Raw genomic sequence first — 18882 nt, 5'->3', positions numbered from 1 at the left:
CTTGGCTACCGCCCTTCTCATGCTGATCATTGTTCTCGTAATCGCCGCAGGAGCGATCTTCTTCCTGTCGCGCGAAGAGGCGACCGTTCCGATCGCGGAGACCTATGGCCCCAACCCGACCCTGCCGGAGCCCAATCCGACCTGGCTGCCGACCGTCCATGTCGCCAAGGCCATGCCATGGCCGCAGGGCACCAAGCCGACAGCGGCCCAGGGATTTGCAGTCAACGAATATGCTCGCGGGCTCGACCATCCGCGCTGGCTGTATGTGTTGCCAAACGGCGACGTGCTGGTGGCCGAGAGCAATGCGCCGCCCAGGCCGGAGGAGGGCTTCAGCATACGGCGCTTCTTCGTCAATTTCTTCCAGAGCCAGGCCGGCGCGGGGACGCATAGCGCCAATCGCATCACGCTGCTGCGCGATCAGGACGGCGACGGGGTGGCAGAAACCAGAACCGCCTTTCTCACCGGGCTGTTCTCGCCATTCGGCATGACCCTGCTCAACGGCAAGCTCTACGTCGCCAACGCCAATGCAATTGTGGCCTTTCCCTACCAGGAGGGTGCGACCGAGATCACCGCACCAGCGGAGAAGATCGTCGACCTGCCCGCGGGGAGGAACCACCACTGGACCAAGGACGTGACCGCCTCGCAGGACGGGACGAAGCTCTATGCGACGGTCGGATCCAATTCCAATGTCGGCGAGAACGGCCTGGAGGAAGAAGAGAACCGAGCCGCCGTGCTGGAGATCGATCTCACCTCGAGACAGACGCGTCTCTTCGCCTCCGGCCTGCGCAATCCGAACGGCCTGTCATGGAATCCGGAAAGCGGTGAGCTCTGGGTCGTCGTCAACGAGCGCGACGAGATCGGCAGCGATCTGGTGCCGGATTACATGACTTCGGTGAAGGATGGCGGCTTCTATGGCTGGCCTTACAGCTATTTTGGCCAGCACGTCGATAATCGCGTCAAGCCGCAGCGGCCCGACCTCGTCGCCCAGGCGATCAAGCCGGACTATGCGCTCGGGGCGCACACGGCTTCATTGGGACTGACCTTCAACACAGGCGGCCTGTTCGGTCCTCAATACAGGAATGGCGCTTTCGTCGGGCAGCATGGCTCGTGGAACCGCAGGCCGCACAGCGGCTACAAGGTGATTTTCGTGCCGTTTTCAGGCGGCAGGCCCTCCGGCCCGCCCCAGGACATCCTCACCGGCTTCCTGAGCGAGGACGACAAGGCTTTTGGCCGTCCGTGGGCGTGGCGATAGACCGGCGCGGCGCCCTGCTGGTGGCGGATGATGTCGGCAACAAGATCTGGCGGGTCGTTCCAGCTCAGACGCAATCGGCACTTTGAGCAGTTCGTGCTGCCGGCGGCCCGGAAGCGATATGGCACCGCTTGCCATTGCCGGTCGGACAGGGCGTTCCGGCGCCGATCAAAGCCGAAAATCAAGCTGTCGTTGCCAATCCGCGCCCCCGTGCGTGCCGGACCCTTTGACGCATACGATCGGCAAGGGAAGCGAGCGAGCCTTGCGCCGTGCGCGTCCCAAGGACGGATTGCAGGACAACGCCCTGCGTTGCGAATTTATGCTTGAACGCCTCTGCGCCGCACAGGAAATCGACCGTGCTCAAGCCGTGATCGAACGACCACTGTATGTAGTCCATCATCAGGATCATGCCCGGCGACGCCTGGCTGAAATCCGGATCGAAAGTGGTCACGAACGCCATCATGGTGTGGTGCTGGACGAAGTTGATGGAAACCGCGACCATTGCGCCATCGCATTCAAGTACGAAAATGTGCAGCACGCCGGCACGCGCCAGCGCGTCAACAAGTGCGGCCAGTACCGGCGCTCCCTCTTCGAAAAGTTGCGATTCACGCTTGCGCTCGACCAGCCATCTGCGCTTCAGGGCAGAGAGCCGGTCGAGTACCGGCTGCAGTGGCTCGTCTGGCGCAAGCAGGCGAAATTTCATTTCGCCGGCTTCTTCCAACGTCTTGACGCCGCGCCGATAATTCTGCCGTGTCTTTTTCGACTGCTCCGCGAACCACGCTCCTCCGCTCGCCCACTGTCCGGCGACGCGATAACTGACTTCCTCCCTGTGATTGGGGCGAAGCCTGATCCCGCTGGAGGTATCCGGAGTGAGAATTTTGCGGGCCGCCGCACCCGGCAAGAGACGATTGAGAAAGGCAATATCGAAGCCACCGGCGTCACAGATCCGGGCCCATACTCCTTGCAGGGCCGATAACGAGCATTCCGGAGCAACGAGAATATCGCCGTAATCGGTATAGCTGCTGGCCGCCCATTCGAGAAACCGCAGGCCCCTGCGCTTGCGGATCGCCATGGGAACGACAGCAACGAGCCTGTCACCATTCCAGACCAGGCCGATCCGCAGCGCGCGCTGGTCACGGTCCGCTACGGTATTCCACCAGGCCGAAATCCAGGCATGACTCTGAAAGACCAGCCCTTCGGTGCGATGCCAGAGATGCGCCCAATCGGCTTCGATCGCAGCCAGGCGATCCGCCGAACGGACAACTTCCAGGCGCTCTGCGCTCGAGGCGTCAATCGAAACAATGGTGTTCATGAAGGGGAACGATCCTCTGCGATGGCATCCGGACGCCTCTGGAACAGTCTGCGGACATGCCCTCCCATCTTCCTGAGCGGCAGGATGTAAAGCCCAAAGAGCGATTGATAGTCGCGCACATCGCGATCAATCAGGCCAAATTTGAGGTCTTCATCCGGATCCGGGACAAACTGCGTCCCGAAGAGGCGATCCCAGAACGAAAACAGCAGGCCAAAATTCTTGTCGTAGTGGCGCGGGTCGATGCTGTGGTGCACCTGGTGCCAGTGCGGACACAAGATGACGTTGTTCAACGGGCCGAAGGAAATCTTGAAATGGGTATGACGAACAAAGTCCATCATCAGGATGTTGCGGATGACATAGACGTTGATGCCGAAGATGGCGATCTCGACTGGATCGAGCGCGATCAGGCTCCAGATGCCGAAGCAGATCCCCGGGATGACGCCATCCCAGATACGGTTCATCAGGTCGTCCAGCGGATGAACCCGATCCTTGGTGATTCCCACCATCACCTCGGCCGAATGATGCACTTTGTGCAATTCCCACAGGAACGGGAAGTGGTGCTGGGCGACATGGTAGAGATAGTACGAAATGTCGTAGGCGATCAGCATGGTTGCGGTGAAGATGACGATCGTCACCGGTCCGGCCGGGCCGTCAATGAGCGGCGCCTCGATATCAAGCAGCCAGCCGATTGCGTGGTGCGTCCCATAGCCGACGGCGGCAACGAAGGTGGCGCCGGCAGGGATGAGCAGGAATGGCATTATCGCCCGTTTGGTGACCCAAAACAGGACATCCGCTCGCGCCGACGGGTGCAGGATGACTTCCGCCGGGAAAGCGAAATCGAAAAAGTCCCTGAGGGATTTATGCTCGACAGTCCGCCAGTAAGCGACCACCGCGCTCCCTAGTGCCGTGAAAAGCAGGAGGCCGAGCGTCACCAGATCGACGTTCGAAAGCTTTTCCACAATCAATCCGGCGAATTCAGAAAACATCGGTGCGGTGGCTCCTGGGCCGTAAAATGGCCGTCCGGCGAATTGCTAAGCAAGAAACTTGCCAAACCCACTGCATGTTGCCGGCAACCAAATGGCTATTGCGGCTGCAACAAGCAAGAGCATGCCGGATTTGCGCCAGACTAGCAGTTCAACCGTAACAAAACGCTAAATGTCCGAGCATAATTAATCTCGAATATGGCCGGAGCACCGGACAGGCCGCTCTGCTGCAGCGCCGGTTGCTATCGTAATGGCCGGGGGATTGCCGCAAGGTGTATCTCAATTCCGTCTTCGTCCACTTCGCCACGCCAGGCGATGCGTTCGGCCGGCTGCCTGACGCCAAAACGCGGTGAAACCCAGCCGCCCTGCCCCGGTGCGTCGCCGCCGGCACGGATGTCGACCGCAGCGTCAGGAAAGCGCATGGCTATCAGCGGCTCATCGCCGCGCTGCACCGTGACCGTATTTTCGTCCCGGTCAGTGCCGAGGCCGGCTGCGAGTTGAAAGACGATCTCGGCCACACGCCTGCCGCCGAGCAGTTGGTCGCTCACGACGATGCCGTCGGCCCGGTGCGTCACGGTGCGCTGATGCACGACGCCGAAGCGGCTTTTATAGCCGTCATGGCGGGCGCGCAGCTTCCAGTGCGTTCCCGGCTCGCTCTCCACCAACTCCGCAATCGCCTTGTGCGACCAGTTGAACATCCCGGCGATGATGCTTTGGCTTTTGCCCTCGATATTCAGGGTGTTATGCGCCGGTGTCGAGCGAAACCAGTTGCGCCAGACGCCTCCCGAACCGTAGAGCCAGGTGCCGGGATCGACCAGCACCGGCTCGCCATCGATGCACAAGGTGAGCGACAGCGCGTCGGCATGGCCGTGAGCCGCTATCGAGAGATAGCCGAGCGGGCCGTGGTCGAATGTCAGATCGATGCTGCGGCCGTTCATCTCGCCGCGCCAGACCGAGAGCCCGCCCTGCGTGAACGTTTGCAGCCCACGCGACACCGGTGCCGGCTCCAACGGCATGCCAAAGACAAGCGCCCGAAAATCGTCGGGTCCCGCTGCCTTGCCCGGCATCTGTAGAAAGCCATGGATGGCGGCGGCGACGGATCGGACATAGTCCGGCTCGTCCCCGAGCGTCAGCACGCGACCTTCGTCATTGTCGCCAAAGCCGGCGGCTGGTGGCAGCCAGGCGACGAAATTGGCAAAAGCGGCCAGGCGCGCTTCGACGGGCGAGGCAAACGGCGTTCCGGCCTGGCGTGCCGCAGCGGCGCACAGCAAGATGAGTTCGGCGGTGAAGGCCGCGTATGTCGGGGTCTGCTCGGCACCGGCGCCATCGGCGAGAATCTGCTTGCCCGCCTCAGCCTGGAGGGCGCCGCGTGCAGCGTCGGCTGCAGCCCCTAACGCCAGGCCGATCAGATACTCGCCAGCCAGTTCTGCGACGAGATGATTGTTGGCGGAGGAAAACCGGGAGGGGAACCGCGGCAGCCAATAGGCGCTTGCCGCCAGTATTTCGCCCACTTGCTGCCGTGTCGCCGCGCCCAGTCGGTCGCCGACGAGGTCCATGGTGACAATCAGGCTGATGGCCCGCAGCGCGACTTCGATGCCGGAGGCCCAGCCAACCCCCCGAAACGGCGGGTTGGCTGAATGCCAGCTGTCGATCGCCGCCTGTATGGCCCTCCGGGACTGGTCGTCGCCGGCGAGAAGCAGGTGGGCGGCCAGTGGCGGCAACCGCTGCAGCCGGTTGATCTCCCACACGTATTTTACATCGCCGCGGCCGCCGCCATGGCGAAAATCGATATCGAAAGTATGGGCCTCGGCACCCGGCCAAAGCCTGCCGGTCACCGGATCAAGGCGCCAAAGCTCGGGAGGAAACAGCCGATCGGGATCGCGCCGCGGCCATGTCCGCCCAAGTGCGGAAAACTCGCCGCCAAGCGTGTTTTGCGCCGCCGCCGCTATGGCTTGCCGTTGTGCCGGTGTCGCAGCCAGCACAGCATCGCGCAATCCACGCAGCACCGGATGCAACCGGGGCGAAGCATAACGCTGCCAGCCGCCGTCGCGGCGGCGCGAAGCGATCCTTCGACGCTGCTCGCCCAGCCGATGCAACACCTCAGCCGGCTCCATGCTGCGCAACCGGTTGATGTACCAGCCGATTCTCATACCGCCCCGCCAGGGTTTCGATTCTTGTATACCATGCTGTCGAAAAGCCGAGCGACCGCCATCCTCTTTTCCGATCCTGCGGTTAATATCTCCAACCATGAAACGGAAAGAGTGGCGATGAGAAGGACGGCGTTTGTTGCAGCGTGGATGCTCGGCATGGCGATAGCCGCCAGCGCTGCGCCGATCCCGCTGCAGCGCGGCGTTGGCGTGCATGAATGGCTCAACTGGTCGCCGGTGGAGGAGGATGGATCCTACCGTTGGCCGCCCTATCGCAGCGAGCAGGAGTGGCGCGCTGGACATAGGCCGCTCACCGATTGGCCCGGCGACGCGTTTACGCACATTCGGTCGATGGGCTTCGACTTCGTCCGGCTGAGCGTCGACCCCGGCCCTCTGCTTGCCAGCCGGGGCGCCAAGCGCCAGCAGGCGCTCGACATACTTGCCGCCGCGGTCGAGCGGGTCACGTCGGCCGGCCTCAAGGTGGTTTTCGACCTGCACGGCGTCACCCAGGTTCCGGCCTACAGCATGGAGATGATCTATGACGGCGCCGACAGCGAAGGCGTTGCCAGCTATCGCGAAATGGTTGTGGCGGTCGCCGCCATGCTGACCAGGGTTGGCACCGACAAGGTAGCCCTCGAGCCTTACAACGAGCCGGCATACTACCCCTGTGATTCGAGCGGCAGCGATGACTGGCAGCGGATCATGGCAGACACGGTCCGCGCTATTCGCGCAGTCAGCAGTGAACTCACCATCGTCGCAACAGGCGCCTGTGGCGGCAGCATTGCCGGGCTGGTCAATCTCGCCCCCGGCTTTGACGATCCGAACCTCTACTACAGCTTCCATATGTACGAGCCGCACAGTTTCACCCACCAGCGGTCTGACGGGACAGGCGCTTTCGCCTCGGGGCTGCCCTGGCCGGCCGACAGCAGCACGCCCGAAAAGGTGACCGAAACCCTTAAGGCCCGGATGGACGCCGCCGGCTTGAGCCCGGTCGAGCAGGTGATGAACATGGTCGCGGGGCGTGAAGCAATCGCCCGGTATTTCGAGCAGAATTGGGGGCCGAGCCAACTCGAGGCGAGCTTCCGTCAAGCGGTCGACTGGGCCGAGGCGCATGGCATTCCAGGCCGGCGGCTGTTCATGGGCGAATTCGGCGTCATCCTCATGTCTGCGGACGGCCGCATGGGCGCGTTCGACGCTGACCGTCTGCGCTATCTCGAGGCGGTGCGCCAGCAGGCGGAACGCTTCGCGATACCTTGGTCTGTCTGGGAATTCGCCAATCCGCATGGGATGTCGCTGATCCTCCCCGACGGACCGCCCGTAGCCGATGCCGGACTGGTGCGAGCGCTGGGTCTTGCGTCTCAGTAACGCGACATGTCGAGCTGCTGGTTGATGAGCGCCCGCTTGCCGCCCCGCCCGGCGGCAATGCGGTCCACCGCTTTCAGGCAAAACCGGATACGACCGTTTGTGCGGTTGACCAACGTCTCGACGAGTCGCGCGGCGCAGGCAGGTGCCGCCCCGGCGGTCGGGATATAGCGAATCAATGCCTCGCCGGGCTGGTCCTGGTAGAATTGCAGCTCCTCTATGCCGTCGAAGAATGCGGGACCGTCGGGCACCAGGTGCGTCGTCACCACCCGGCCGCCGTCGGCGGTCACAAGATAGTCGACGTTTCGGCGCGGCATGACAGCCTCGACTCTAAGCCGCTGGCCGTTTGCCTCATTCGGCAATTCCACCAACCGGGCAGAGTCGCCAGTATCGTAGCGGATGAAAGGCATGCCGGTCGACAGGAAGCCAGTGCCGACGAGCCTTCCCTCCTTGCCTGTCTCCGTTACCGGCTCGCCCGCCGCATCGACCAATTCGGCGAGGCCGTAGAGAGGATTGAACTCGTAGCTGCCGGGGGCTCCGGGCGTTTCTTCGGCGAACAGCACCTTTTCACTGAGTCCATAGAAGCAGGACAGCGGTACGCTGCCAAGAACGCTTCGGATGATCTCCGGTTGATGGGGATGGACTGTCTCCGAGATCATCATCATGCCCTTGATGGGCCGTTTTGGTACTCGGTCAAGCACGCGCATATGCCGGCAAAACAGCTCTATGGCCGAGGGATAGCCATAAAAATACGTGATGCCCCGTGCGTCGATCAGGTCGAGATAGGCATCGGCGTCGTCGACCGTCATTGGAAAGACGGAGAGCCTTAGCTCGCGAAGTGCCGGGTCCCATTCATGCAGTCGCTTGCCGGTGGCATCGAGGCTGAACCCGCGGAAGCAGACGCGCGCCGTGTCTTCATCATAACCGATCCGCGACCAGACGTGGTAGACGAACGCCATCTCGCGGGCGCTCCGATCCTTGTCGAGATAGAAGCGAAATGGCTTGTCGGTGCTGGAGCCGTTGCCGGCGGCCTCATCCAGTTGGGCAATCGGCACCGCCAACGCTGCAGTTCCAGCCGTCCGCAGGATGTCCTTGGACAGGACCGGGAGGCGGCGCAGGTCGGCAAGTCCCAGCGTCGACAGATCGAAGCCAGGACCGAGGGCCTGGTCGATCGACTCGCGATAGAACGGACTGCCGGCATGGGCTTTCTGCAACAGCGCGCGCAGCGCGGCCAGATGAAATTGCCCGGCATAGACAGGATCCTCAGCGGCCATGGCGATCCGGCTCCGCCATGACCGATAGGTCGCACCAAATTTCACCCGCGTTGGCGCCAGCGCCAGCATGGGCGCCAGCAGCCGCCTGACCGCTGGCGGGCTTCGCACATAGGCACCGCGCGCTACGTCAAGAAAATTCATGATTTTGCTCCGGCCTGCCGTTTGCCGCCTCATGCCACACACGGCATATCGAGGCCGCAAACGATGAAAGCTCAAGCCGTTCCCGGTGCACCGCCATGGCAGCCGAGCCAAGACGGGCGCGCAACGCCGTGTCGTCAACCAGTTCTGTCAGTGCCTCGGTCAGCGCCGCCACATCGCCGGGCGGCACCAGCAACCCGGTTTTCTTGTGCACGATGATGTCCTCTACCGCGCCGACAGGCGTGGTGACCACCGCGAGGCCGGAGGCCATTCCCTCGATGACCGAGACCGGGAGGTTTTCGGCGAATGAGGGGAGCGCCAGAATGTCGGCCGAAGCGATCAGTGATGCAACCTCGTTCGGACCCACCCAGCCTGGAAAGGCAATACATTCGGCAAGCCCCAGTCCGGCCGATCTTGCCCGTACGGCCTCGACGTCACCATCGCCGGCGATTGTGGCGCGCCACTGCTTGACAGGCTTCATGCGATGCAGTGCGTCCAACAATTGCGGCACGCCCTTGCGGTCCCCGATACGGCCCAGGAATAGGATGTGAACGCTATCTCCACCACCGACATGGGCCAGGGACGGCACTTCGGTAGCATTGGGCACAATCACTATGTTCGCGGCCGCGCCTGGCGCCCGTGCAGTGACGAAGTCGCGCCAGATACGGCCCAGAACCACGATCCGATCGGCATGCTCGAACATATGCCGGATGCGGCGGCTCATGAAGCTGCGCTTTTCCTTCCAGAACGTCTGGTATTGAGCTCCATGCAAATGCAACACATAGGGGATGCCGAGCAATCGCGCGCACCTCGCGATGACCATCTTGCGGTAGGTACTGCCAAAGCTCGATACGTTGATGTGAACGACGTCGGCACGGCCGGCAATACGCGCGACCAACATCCGAAGGCAAAAGCCAATCATGTAGAAGACCGACAGCGCGACCGAGCCTGAACCGCGACTGGGAAGGAAGCGCGCCTCGATCTTTCCGTCTCCCTGCCGTTGGAGTTCGCGGTCGAGCGCCGCCATGATGCGGTCGATGCCCCCCTGCCCCGACACACCCGACGGGGTCGCGACCAGGACATGTATTTTTCGATCGGGTAAGAGACTCTGCAGCATGGTATTCTCGATAGCACGGACCGCGTAACCACAAAGCAAACGTTCCCGGTAAGTTTACGGCAAATCTTTTAGTTCAAACTGAATCTGTTCACCCTTCGCCGCTGTCGCGCTGGATTTTCCGCCGGTCGACGGTTAGTCGAGGCGGAATTTTCCGGGGACAACCCTTTGCTGCTGCGCTCCACGCTCATCTATGCCCCGGCGATCCTGCTGACGCGGATTTCCGCGCTGCTCCTGCTGGTCATCGTGACGCGGTTGATCGACCAGACCGAGTATGGGCTGCTGACCCTGGTGGTGACCGTCGGCGAAATGACCGACATTGCGGTCACCAACTGGCTGCGCATCGCTTTGCTCAGGCTTGGCGGCAAAGGCGACGTCAGCCGCGGCAGCCTGATGCTGGCCGGGCGGGTGTTGCTTGCCAGCACGGCGCTGGCGCTGATCATATCCGTGATCGCCTCTGCAGTGATCGTGCCGGAGCGCTGGGTCGAGTTCGCGATCGCCGTCTGCAGCTACCTGATCGCCGGTTCCATCGGCCGCTACGCGTTGACGGTGCTGCAGATGCAGCAGCGTCATTCGGTCTATTCGATGCTCGAGTTCCTGCGCGCCGTGCTGCAGCTCGCGCTGCCGATCGGCGCCATCGTCATGTTTCAAGATTCCTTTCTGACGGTATCGCTCGGCTCGAGCCTTGGTGTTTTGGTCGCCGGCATCGTGGCGGGCATCATGGCATCCCGACGCGTCGTTGCCGGTCCGCCACGCTTCACCCAAAAGGAGTTCTTCGTCCTCGGCGTGCCCCTGGTCATCATGGCGCTGGTGGGCTTCGGCCTGCACAGCGCCGAGCGTGTGTTCCTCAAGATCTATTACGATGCCGGCGCAGTCGCGATCTTCGCTGCAGCCTATGCACTGGCCCGCCAGCCGATCGATATGGTCGCCAATTCCATCAACATGGGCGCCTTTCCCGAGGTGGTCAGCCGGTTCGACGACGACGGGCCCGCGGCATCGGGCCGGCTGCTGTCGCAATTGATGGCCTTGATGATGCGACTTTGCCTGCCGGTTGCAGCGATGCTGGTCGCACTCAGCAGCGATATCACGCAGCTCCTGCTGCCCGCCGAGTATCACGGCCGTTTCGGCCTGCTCTTTCCGATCATCGCCTTCAGTGTGCTGTGTGCCAATCTCGCCAGCTTCGTCTATGGCACCGTGGTGCACGCACACAAGCGGCCGTGGCTGCTGATCATCGCCAATTCCTTCGGCTCGGTGGCGACAATCGCATTGTCCGTGCTGTTGATCCCGCCGATGGCGGAGGTCGGCGCTGCTTTGGCGCTGGCGGGCGGATCGCTGGCAGGCCTTTTAGCCTGCATCATCATCAGCGAACGGCTGACGCCGGTGCCGGTGCCATGGCGCGATATCGGCATGTCGGTCGTCATCTCGCTCAGCACCGGGCTGGCCGCCAGCCTTGCCAGCGCTCTGCTCGGCAATATGCCGGCCATCTTCTCGCTCGTTGCCGGCGGTGCCGCTGGCGCAGTGGTTTTCTTCGGGCTGACCTGGCTGTTTTATCCCGCCGCCGCGATGCAATTCGTAGCCAAGCTGAGGGCGCGGCTGCGGCTCGCATAGGCCGCAACGGCATTTGCCGAATTGTCGTTCCATAGTCCTGGAAAAAGCGGCTCCGACTTCGGACTGATGCAGCAGCCCAGGGTCGGCGCCCTGGTAAAGCTATTTATGGATCGACCTTCCGGCGTCCCCGACGGCCCCATAACTCCCGGCACAGCAGTGCCGCATAGGCGGTGTTGGTGTCATAGTAGCGGCGCCACAAGCGTCGCGGCTCCTGTGCCACGCGAAACAACCACTCCAGACCGGCCGCTTGAACCAGTTTTGGCGCCCGCGCAACCTTGCCGCCATAGACATCGAAACTGCCGCCCACGCCCATGACGAAACTCGGGGTGAGTTCGTCACGATAGCGCTTGATAAAGCGCTCCTTGCGCGGCGTCGGCATCGCCACCAACAGGCAGTTGGCCCCCGAGGCGTTGATCGCCTCGACGATGCCGGCCTCGTCTTCCGGCTTGAAATAGCCATTGCGCATGCCGGCGACGACGAGACCCGGATGATCCTTGGCAAGTCGCATTCCAACGGAATCGAGAACGGATTGTTCGGCGCCCAGGAGGAAGGGCCTGAAGCCACGCTTCGCGCAGAGGCTCAGCAGATTGATCATGATGTCGACGCCGGCCACCCGCTCCGGCAGCGCGACGCCGCAAAGACGCGCCCCCCAAAGCACGCCGATGCCGTCGACGTTGATCACATCCGCCGTCGCCACATCCTCCCGCAGCTCGCTATTGTTGCGCATGTTCACAAGCTTGGCGACATTCACCACCACATGATGCAGCGGCCGCCGCAGGGTCATCGCCTCATCGGCGATGGCCAGTGTCTCGGCCATGGTCAGCGCATGGATCGGCGCGCCGAGGAATTCCCGGCGCCGCGATGCCAACAGGCGATGCTGCGCCCAGGCTGGGTCGTGCGCGTTCATGCGGCCTCCTCTGCACTTGCAGCAAGCGCCTCGAGCGCTGATTTCTTGCCTTCGATGCGGGCGTCGGGCTTGCGTGCCTTGCGCCAGGCCCACAAACCCCTGGTGTCGATGAGCTTCTTGTCCTTGAGCGCTTCGGGATCAACCAGATTGAACTGCCGATGGTCGACCAGCAGGACGACGATATCGCACTGGTCGATGGCGGAAAGCGCATCGGTGAAGACGATGCCCTTGCCCTCGAGCTCATGCGGCAGCCTGCGTGCGTTGGGTTCAGCCGCAATGATCTTCAGGTTGGGGATATCCGACAAAAGCTTCACCACCTCGACAGCCGGGCTCTCGCGCATATCGTCGATATTGGGTTTGAAGCTGAGGCCAAGGCAAGCGATCGTCTGCTTGCGGGATGAGTCGAGCAAGGCTTGTATATCCCTGACCACCGACAACGGACGCTCGGAATTGATCCGGCGTGCCGAAGCCATCAGCCGCGTGCTGTTGGGCGCGGCATCGATGATAAAATACGGATCGACGGCAATGCAGTGGCCGCCGACGCCCGGGCTCGGCTGCAGGATGTTCACGCGGGGGTGCCGGTTGGCGAGATCGATCACCTCCCAGACGTTGAGCGACAGATCCTGGCACACCGCCGCAAGCTCGTTGGCAAAGGCGATGTTGACGTCGCGGAACGCGTTTTCGGTCAGCTTCACCAGTTCCGCGCTTTCGGCCTGGGTCGTGAACAGGTCGCCGGCAACAAAGGTTGAATAGAGTGCCGCGGTGCGTTCCGACGACTTGCGCGATAGTCCGCCGATCGAGCGATCGTTGTTGATCAGCTCGGTTAGGACCTTTCCCGGCAACACCCGCTCGGGCGAGTAGGCGACCAGGACATCGGCCTGTTCGCCATGCGCGAGAGGAAATTTGAGATCGGGCCGCAACTCGGCAAGCAGTCCGGTCATGATGCGCGTCGTGCCGACCGGCGATGTCGATTCCAGCACCACAAGGTCTCCCCGCTTCAGCACCGAGGCGATGCTTCGTGCCGCCGCGAGCACATAGCTCACGTCAGGCTTGTGGTCCTCGGTCATCGGGGTCGGCACGGCGATGACAAAGGCGTCCGCCGGCTGCGGCGTGCTGAAAGCCCTGAGCTTGCCGTTGGCGACAACCTTCTGGATCAGACCGTCGAGGTCCGGCTCGACGATGTGGATCTCGCCGCGATTGACCTTCTCGACCACCGCTTCGTTGACGTCGACGCCGATGACGTCGAGCCCGCGACTGGCGAAGATGGCACAGGTCGGCAGGCCGATATAGCCCATGCCGATAACGGAAACGGTCTTGATCTCAGCCATGATGCAGCAGTTCCTCAACGATCCGGTCACTGGCCCGGCCATCGCCATATGGGTTGTGTCGTTCCGCCATGCCGCGATAGGCCGCCTGGTCGTCGAGCAGGCTGTTGGCATTCAACAGGATCTTTTGGATATCGGTGCCGACGAGACGGGCGGTGCCCGCCGCGATCCCCTCGGGCCGCTCGGTATTCTCACGCATCACCAGCACCGGCTTGCCGAGCGAGCTCGCAGCCTTTCCTTCGGCGATGAGATTGTCGCGCGCCTGGATGGTCGGCGCGAAATGCCAGGTCGCGATATCGCCGGCAATCTTGCGGTTCAGTTCCTCTGGAAACGGAGAGTTGATATCGTGGCTGCGCAATCCTGCCTCGATGTGGGCGACCGGGATGCGCTTGTAGAAGGCAGCCAGAGCCGCAGTCATCGCCGTGGTCGTGTCGCCTTGCACGAGGACGATATCGGGCTTCGCCTTCTCCAGCACTTCGGCCATGCCCAGCAGCACACGCGAGGTCACGTCGAATAATGTCTGGCCGGGCTGCATGATGTTGAGGTCGTGATGCACCGGCAGGCCGGTCAGTTCGATGACCTGGTCGACCATCTCGCGATGCTGGCCGGTGATGCATGTCTCGGTGATGAAACCTGGATGGGCAAGCGCGGCACGCACCACCGGAAAGCACTTGAGCGCCTCCGGCCTGGTGCCGAACACGATCAGCAGTTTTTGCCTGGACGGCAGGTTTGAATGTGAAAGGACGTTCATTGCTGATCCTGGTCGCCAGAAGGCGTCGCGACCTGCCGATTATTCGCTACAAGAGCTATAATAGCGGCAGAAGCCGTCGTCGTGACCTTAAATCTTAACATATGATTAACAGCCAAGCCCGCGTCCTCCCCGGTAACTCTTATGAAAGCCGGAACCGATAGGTATCCTGGCAGAGTAGTCTTGAAAAAGAAAATATTCGATTGACTAATATTTTAATTATCGGCCACGCGGTCGGATCTCGGCGCTGGGAAAATGAGCTTCTGGTGCGGTTGAGCGCAGCCGGTCACGTGGTTTCGAGCGGCCGCGCGCCGACGCCTGCGCCGATCGCACGCGGCCTGGATGTTGCGCTGGCGATCGAGAGCCGGCGCTTCGGTCCCTCATTGGCAAGCCGCTCCGAACCGTTGCCGTCTGGCGGTTCTGGTCCGGCCGACCTCATAATCGATCTCACCGGCACTTTCGCACGACGTGACGCATCGGTTCTGAGGCTCGAATTTTGCGGCCGCAGCACCTTCCCCGCCGGTGTGGCCGAGATGCTGGCGAGCGGGCGGTTGCCCGAACTTGCCGTGCGCCTCGACGGCGTCACAGTCGCCCGGGGCCGACCGATGCTCGGCGACCGGCTCTGGCTGTCTCGCAGCTGCAACGACATGCTCGCTGGGGCCATCTCGCTGGTTGCGCAAAGCGTCGCCCGGTTTGCCGCGGGCGAACTTGTGCCGATAGCCGATAGTCCGGCGCCGATGCTGAGGAACGGCGGTTTTGTCCGGCACTATCTGCCCGTTTTCTGCAGCGGGCTGGTCGATCGCGCCGTGCAAAAACTCAGGCTTGGACGGCGTCCCTTCTATTGGCAGGTTGCCTATCGGCTGATCGACGGGCCAGGTGTCGCCGAAACCGGACAGCTCGACGGTAAGCCGTTCACCGTCCTGCCGGACGATGGCCAGCGATTCTATGCCGACCCATTCGTCCTCGAGCGGGATGGCCGCCACTATCTGTTCGTCGAGGAATTTCCCTACGCTACCGGTCGCGGCGTGATTTCTGTCGCCGAACTGGGTGACGACGGCAGCTTCGGCGTGCCGAGGGTGGTGCTGGAGGAAACCCACCATTTGTCGTATCCGCAGGTGTTCGCTCACGCCGGCGAGATTTTCATGATTCCTGAAAGTGCGGCGGCGCGCGAGCTTGTGCTCTACCGCGCTGCGCAGTTTCCAGATCGCTGGGTACGCGACACCGTGCTGTTGACGGACAAGGATTTCAATGACGCCACGCTGCTCGAATCGGCCGGCCGCTTCTGGCTATTGGGGACGGAGCGGTTCGGTTATGGCAGCGCGTCGGACACGATGGCGGTCTATTCCGCACCCTCGCTGCGCGGGCCGTGGGTTGCGCATGCGCTCAATCCCATCGCCGTCGATCACTCGGCCGCTCGGCCCGGCGGCGCCTTCATCCGCCACGGTGACGCCCCGGTGCTGCCGGTGCAAAACGGCTCGAGAGCCTATGGCGGCGGTCTCGGGTTGATGCGATTGGAACGGCTTGACGATTTCGACGTCCGTTTTGCGCCGCCCTGCCCGATCGGCCCGGGGCCGGCATGGGTCCGCGCTGGCATTCACACGCTCAACCGCGCAGGCAATCTCGAGGTTGTGGATAGCGCCGGCTGACGCGTCTGGAGTCTGCGCTATCCAGGCCGATCCAGTGTCGGCTCGGATGCCGCCGCGGTCGACAATATGCTCCCCTGCCGGTTTCGAAACGGATCGTTTCTATAGGCAAGCAGCAACACCACGATAATGGTGATCTCCGGTGATTTTGACGAGAGCGCGTTGTTCGACAGCGCAGCAACCAGGAACGTCATGGTGCCGATCCATGCCGGCAGCGGCGCCCCGCGCAGCAACCGAAAAATGAACCAGAATACCAGCCCGATGAAGAGCGCAGCGATCGGCAAGCCGAACAGCATGATGATGACCACCGGCGCGCTCTCGATATAGGGCAGATGCAACTTCTCGTTGACGATCGCCAGGAGGTCGTCGACGTTCATGCCAAACAGGATGTCTTTCCAGCTGACAAGTCCGAACACCTGGTAGATCGTCACCCGCGCCATGAAGTTTTCGTCAAAGATCGTGTTGCCGAATCGGTTCAGCAGCCCGCCCGAAAACAGTATGGCCACCAGCACTGCGCCGCCCGCCACGGCGAACAGCAGCACGACAGACTTGGCCTGCCGCTGATGCTTGAGGGACAGGCGCGGCCAAGGCACGAACATCAGCAGGATGAGGGTTTCTGCGGCAGCGAGCAACAGGGCGGCGCGAGCGCCTGACGCAGCACAGCCGACGAGCAATACGAAGATCGCCAGCACCCGAACCCATATGCGCCAGTTCGTCAGCGGTACGAACCCGATGACTGTGGCGCAGAGCGCGCCCAGGGCCAGCGGGTGCGCCGATAGGCCGATCGGCCTGAACTGCAGTTCGTTGAGACCGTAGGGCAGAAATCGATGTTGAGTCACCGCTTCGATCGTGCCCATCACAGCGCTGAGGACCACCATCCCAAGCACGAGGTCGCCCAAGGCACGCCGCACTTGCGCGTTCAGGGCCAGCATCAACAGGCCTGCGGCGCCGGCCACCAGATAGGTATCGATGATAAACCCGGAGGAGCCGGCACGGCCGGTGATGAACAGATACGGCACTAGCGCGAAAATCACCGCAGAATAGAGCAGCAAGGCCTTGAAGATTCCAATTTCGTCGCCCTGCAGCAGAAACGGTCGGCTGAAAAGAACGACAGGAAGCAGCAGGAAGATGGCATAGGTGCCGACATGCAGTTTCTCGTAGAATGAACCGCCGTCGGCGGTATAGTCGACGACCATGTTCATGATCTGCGGCGACACCGTGAAGCGGAGCAGGAACGCCAACGCCGCGCATAGGAAAAACAGCAGCGACAGCGCGTTCTGACGGCGCGCCTGGCTGGATCGTTCCGATACGGCGGCGGGATAGCTCATCGCCGATCCAAGTGAGGGTATTCAGACGCCATTCTGGCCAACGAGATCCATTCAAGGGACCGCTGAACGGACGCGGTGCCTGACTCGGCAAAATATGCCAACTTGGAAAATGACATGTTAACGATCTTTCTGTAGTGCTGGTCCGCGTAGCGAATAACCAGAGTTAGCGCCATGTCTGCCGCTTCCGGCACAACCCCTCCCCCTACAGCGGATTCCAATATCAGCGCATTCGAGCGGATCGCCAATGCGCGGCGCGCCAGCAGGGCAAGGCTGCAACAGGATGCTCCGGTCACGGCGCGCCCCTCCGCCCCTGTCACTCCGCCCACGCCCGAGCCTATCCCGACGGTGACGCTCGACAAGATCAGCGATTTCCTCGAGCTCGATTTTCGACGCCTGTTTGTCTGGCTGCGTGCCGGGCTCGTCTGGGCATTGATGCTGGCAGTAGCCGGCGGCGTCATCGGCGCCGCCTATGGGTTGCTGAGCAAACAGCGTTATACCGTCACGACGGAAATCCTCATCAATCCTGCCAATTTGCAGGTTGTGGAAAACGATGTCTACTCGCAACCGGGCCAGGTCGACAGCCAAATACTGAACGCGCGCAGCAAGCAGCGCATCTTGACCTCCGGCAACGTGCTTGCACGTGTGGTGGACGAACTCGGTCTCGCCAACGATCCGGAGTTTTTCGATCCGGACCAGACCGCTTCCACCTCTGGTGCTGCAGTGAGTGGCGGCAAGTCCGATCCGAAGCTTGTCGCCCAGAAAAGCCTGGCGCAGCGGGTCAGCGTCGCTGCAGATGAAACCTCGTTCGTCACAACCCTCGCGGTATCGGCAGAAACCACCGGCAAGGCGATCCTGATCTCGCAAGCCATGGTGAAGGCTTTCCAGGAAGAACTGGCCACGGCCGAAGCTGCTGGCGCCGGCCGTGCCGCAGCTGCTCTTGAGGGCCGGCTCGGCCAACTCAAGCGCGACGTGCAGGCAGCCGAAGAGAAGGTCGAGAGCTACAGGCGCAGCCACAATTTGTCGGCCAGCAATGGCCAGCTTGTCAGTTCGCAGACGATGACGCAGCTCAATAGCGAAATTGGCGAGGCGCAATCGCGCGTCATCGCGGCGCAGGCAAGTTACGACGCCTTGGTTGCTTCCGGTGTCAATGGGGCCAATCCTGACCCCGCGGTTTCGGCAGCACTCTCAGTGCTGCGCGACAAGGCGAATGGCTTGCGGCAGCAGATCGATTCTCAGTCCATGACCTTTGGTCCGCGCCACCCGACGATCGTCCGGCTCAGGACAGAATTCGAAACCGTCAGTTCTCAACTCAGGGCGGAGTTCTCCCGCACGGTCGGCACGGCAAAAGCCAACCTGGACAAGGCCAACGCCTCGTTGGCTTCTCTCACCGCCAGGATGAACGCTCTGAAGAACAACGTTTTCACCGACAGCGAGTCCCAGGTCGCCCTGCGTGAGCTTGAACGCGACGCCGCCTCGAGAAGGGCGGTCTATGAAAGCTTCCTGTCTCGCGCGCGCCAAATCACCGAGCGCGAGCAGATCGACACCACCAATGTGCAGGTGATTTCCACCGCCGTGCCGCCACCGGGTCGCTCGTGGCCGCCCCGCACCCCTGTGACGGCAGGCCTGGGAGCTTTCGCCGGCTTTGCTCTGGGCATGCTGCTGGCCATTGCCATGGGTATCGTTCGCGACATGCGCCAGCCGCCGAACCGATCAGGCATCGGCGTCAGCCGAGCCTGAATCCAGG

13 protein-coding genes and 1 pseudogene are annotated in these 18882 nt (G+C 62.3%); 5 read left to right on the top strand and 9 right to left on the bottom strand.

What is annotated here, in order from left to right; genetic code table 11:
- Window positions 1–19: 19 nt before the first annotated feature.
- Window positions 20–1338 (top strand): annotated as a pseudogene (locus X738_RS50760) (PQQ-dependent sugar dehydrogenase).
- A gap of 92 nt (window positions 1339–1430) precedes the next feature.
- Here the strand turns inward: X738_RS50760 and X738_RS50755 are convergent.
- The 3 genes from X738_RS50755 to X738_RS50745 form a co-directional block, all read right to left on the bottom strand.
- The gene (locus X738_RS50755) at window positions 1431–2561 is read right to left on the bottom strand and encodes a GNAT family N-acetyltransferase (RefSeq protein WP_023797783.1); all 1131 of its coding nucleotides are present in this window, start codon (window positions 2559–2561) and stop codon (window positions 1431–1433) included.
- The gene (locus X738_RS50750) at window positions 2558–3547 is read right to left on the bottom strand and encodes a sterol desaturase family protein (RefSeq protein ID WP_023797782.1); all 990 of its coding nucleotides are present in this window, start codon (window positions 3545–3547) and stop codon (window positions 2558–2560) included. Before X738_RS50750 ends, X738_RS50755 begins: the two co-directional genes overlap by 4 nt.
- Before the next feature lie 239 nt (window positions 3548–3786).
- Window positions 3787–5694: a heparinase II/III family protein gene (locus X738_RS50745; protein ID WP_023797781.1), complete on the bottom strand. Its 1908-nt coding sequence runs from the start codon at window positions 5692–5694 to the stop codon at window positions 3787–3789.
- Window positions 5695–5811: 117 nt separating this feature from the next.
- Here X738_RS50745 and X738_RS50740 point away from each other — a divergent pair, with 117 nt between their 5' ends.
- Window positions 5812–7056, top strand: a complete 1245-nt coding sequence (locus X738_RS50740) for a glycoside hydrolase family 5 protein (protein WP_031254412.1) — start codon at window positions 5812–5814, stop codon at window positions 7054–7056.
- Here X738_RS50740 and X738_RS50735 read toward each other — a convergent pair.
- Window positions 7050–8468: a phenylacetate--CoA ligase family protein gene (locus tag X738_RS50735; protein WP_023797779.1), complete on the bottom strand. Its 1419-nt coding sequence runs from the start codon at window positions 8466–8468 to the stop codon at window positions 7050–7052. The two genes, X738_RS50740 and X738_RS50735, sit on opposite strands and share 7 nt — an antisense overlap.
- Window positions 8455–9582 (bottom strand): glycosyltransferase family 4 protein, encoded by a 1128-nt coding sequence (locus X738_RS50730; RefSeq protein WP_031254408.1) that lies wholly within the window; start codon window positions 9580–9582, stop codon window positions 8455–8457. Before X738_RS50730 ends, X738_RS50735 begins: the two co-directional genes overlap by 14 nt.
- 165 nt (window positions 9583–9747) lie before the next feature.
- On the opposite strand from X738_RS50730, the gene X738_RS50725 reads away from it, so the two are divergent.
- Entirely contained in the window at window positions 9748–11187 is a 1440-nt protein-coding gene (locus X738_RS50725; protein ID WP_023797777.1) for a lipopolysaccharide biosynthesis protein, read from the top strand.
- 103 nt (window positions 11188–11290) lie between these two features.
- On the opposite strand, the gene X738_RS50720 is transcribed toward X738_RS50725, so the two are convergent.
- Genes X738_RS50720 through wecB form a run of 3 tightly spaced genes read right to left on the bottom strand, consistent with a single transcriptional unit; the run spans window position 11291 to window position 14170 of the window.
- Window positions 11291–12094, bottom strand: coding sequence for a WecB/TagA/CpsF family glycosyltransferase (locus X738_RS50720; protein ID WP_023797776.1), 804 nt, complete (start codon window positions 12092–12094; stop codon window positions 11291–11293).
- Complete coding sequence (gene wecC, locus X738_RS50715; RefSeq protein ID WP_023797775.1) at window positions 12091–13422, bottom strand: UDP-N-acetyl-D-mannosamine dehydrogenase; 1332 nt, start codon at window positions 13420–13422, stop codon at window positions 12091–12093. The genes X738_RS50720 and wecC overlap by 4 nt, the downstream gene beginning before the upstream one ends.
- Entirely contained in the window at window positions 13415–14170 is a 756-nt protein-coding gene (gene wecB / locus X738_RS50710) for a non-hydrolyzing UDP-N-acetylglucosamine 2-epimerase (RefSeq protein WP_023797774.1), read from the bottom strand. Before wecB ends, wecC begins: the two co-directional genes overlap by 8 nt.
- A 263-nt stretch (window positions 14171–14433) precedes the next feature.
- Here wecB and X738_RS50705 point away from each other — a divergent pair, with 263 nt between their 5' ends.
- A complete protein-coding gene (locus X738_RS50705; RefSeq protein WP_031254406.1) occupies window positions 14434–15813 on the top strand; it encodes a glucosamine inositolphosphorylceramide transferase family protein in 1380 nt (459 codons plus the stop codon).
- Between the two features lie 17 nt (window positions 15814–15830).
- On the opposite strand, the gene X738_RS50700 is transcribed toward X738_RS50705, so the two are convergent.
- Window positions 15831–17138, bottom strand: coding sequence for a VpsF family polysaccharide biosynthesis protein (locus X738_RS50700; RefSeq protein WP_023797772.1), 1308 nt, complete (start codon window positions 17136–17138; stop codon window positions 15831–15833).
- Window positions 17139–17309: 171 nt separating this feature from the next.
- On the opposite strand from X738_RS50700, the gene X738_RS50695 reads away from it, so the two are divergent.
- The gene (locus X738_RS50695) at window positions 17310–18875 is read left to right on the top strand and encodes a GumC family protein (protein ID WP_031254404.1); all 1566 of its coding nucleotides are present in this window, start codon (window positions 17310–17312) and stop codon (window positions 18873–18875) included.
- Window positions 18876–18882 lie beyond the last annotated feature (7 nt).

The sequence above is a fragment of the Mesorhizobium sp. L48C026A00 genome (assembly GCF_000502375.1).
In the GTDB taxonomy this organism is placed as follows: Bacteria; Pseudomonadota; Alphaproteobacteria; order Rhizobiales; family Rhizobiaceae; genus Mesorhizobium; species Mesorhizobium muleiense.
The sequence above is the reverse complement of the archived record's forward strand: the minus strand, read 5'-3'. Positions and strand labels throughout refer to the sequence as shown.

What these genes read in the sequence shown, in the direction of transcription:
- X738_RS50755 (WP_023797783.1), bottom strand. Translation starts at nt 2,561, where the DNA reads ATGAACACCATTGTTTCGATTGACGCCTCGAGCGCAGAGCGCCTGGAA.
- X738_RS50750 (WP_023797782.1), bottom strand. Translation starts at nt 3,547, where the DNA reads ATGTTTTCTGAATTCGCCGGATTGATTGTGGAAAAGCTTTCGAACGTC.
- X738_RS50745 (WP_023797781.1), bottom strand. Translation starts at nt 5,694, where the DNA reads ATGAGAATCGGCTGGTACATCAACCGGTTGCGCAGCATGGAGCCGGCT.
- X738_RS50740 (WP_031254412.1), top strand. Translation starts at nt 5,812, where the DNA reads ATGAGAAGGACGGCGTTTGTTGCAGCGTGGATGCTCGGCATGGCGATA.
- X738_RS50735 (WP_023797779.1), bottom strand. Translation starts at nt 8,468, where the DNA reads ATGAATTTTCTTGACGTAGCGCGCGGTGCCTATGTGCGAAGCCCGCCA.
- X738_RS50730 (WP_031254408.1), bottom strand. Translation starts at nt 9,582, where the DNA reads ATGCTGCAGAGTCTCTTACCCGATCGAAAAATACATGTCCTGGTCGCG.
- X738_RS50720 (WP_023797776.1), bottom strand. Translation starts at nt 12,094, where the DNA reads ATGAACGCGCACGACCCAGCCTGGGCGCAGCATCGCCTGTTGGCATCG.
- wecC (WP_023797775.1), bottom strand. Translation starts at nt 13,422, where the DNA reads ATGGCTGAGATCAAGACCGTTTCCGTTATCGGCATGGGCTATATCGGC.
- wecB (WP_023797774.1), bottom strand. Translation starts at nt 14,170, where the DNA reads ATGAACGTCCTTTCACATTCAAACCTGCCGTCCAGGCAAAAACTGCTG.
- X738_RS50700 (WP_023797772.1), bottom strand. Translation starts at nt 17,138, where the DNA reads ATGAGCTATCCCGCCGCCGTATCGGAACGATCCAGCCAGGCGCGCCGT.
- X738_RS50695 (WP_031254404.1), top strand. Translation starts at nt 17,310, where the DNA reads ATGTCTGCCGCTTCCGGCACAACCCCTCCCCCTACAGCGGATTCCAAT.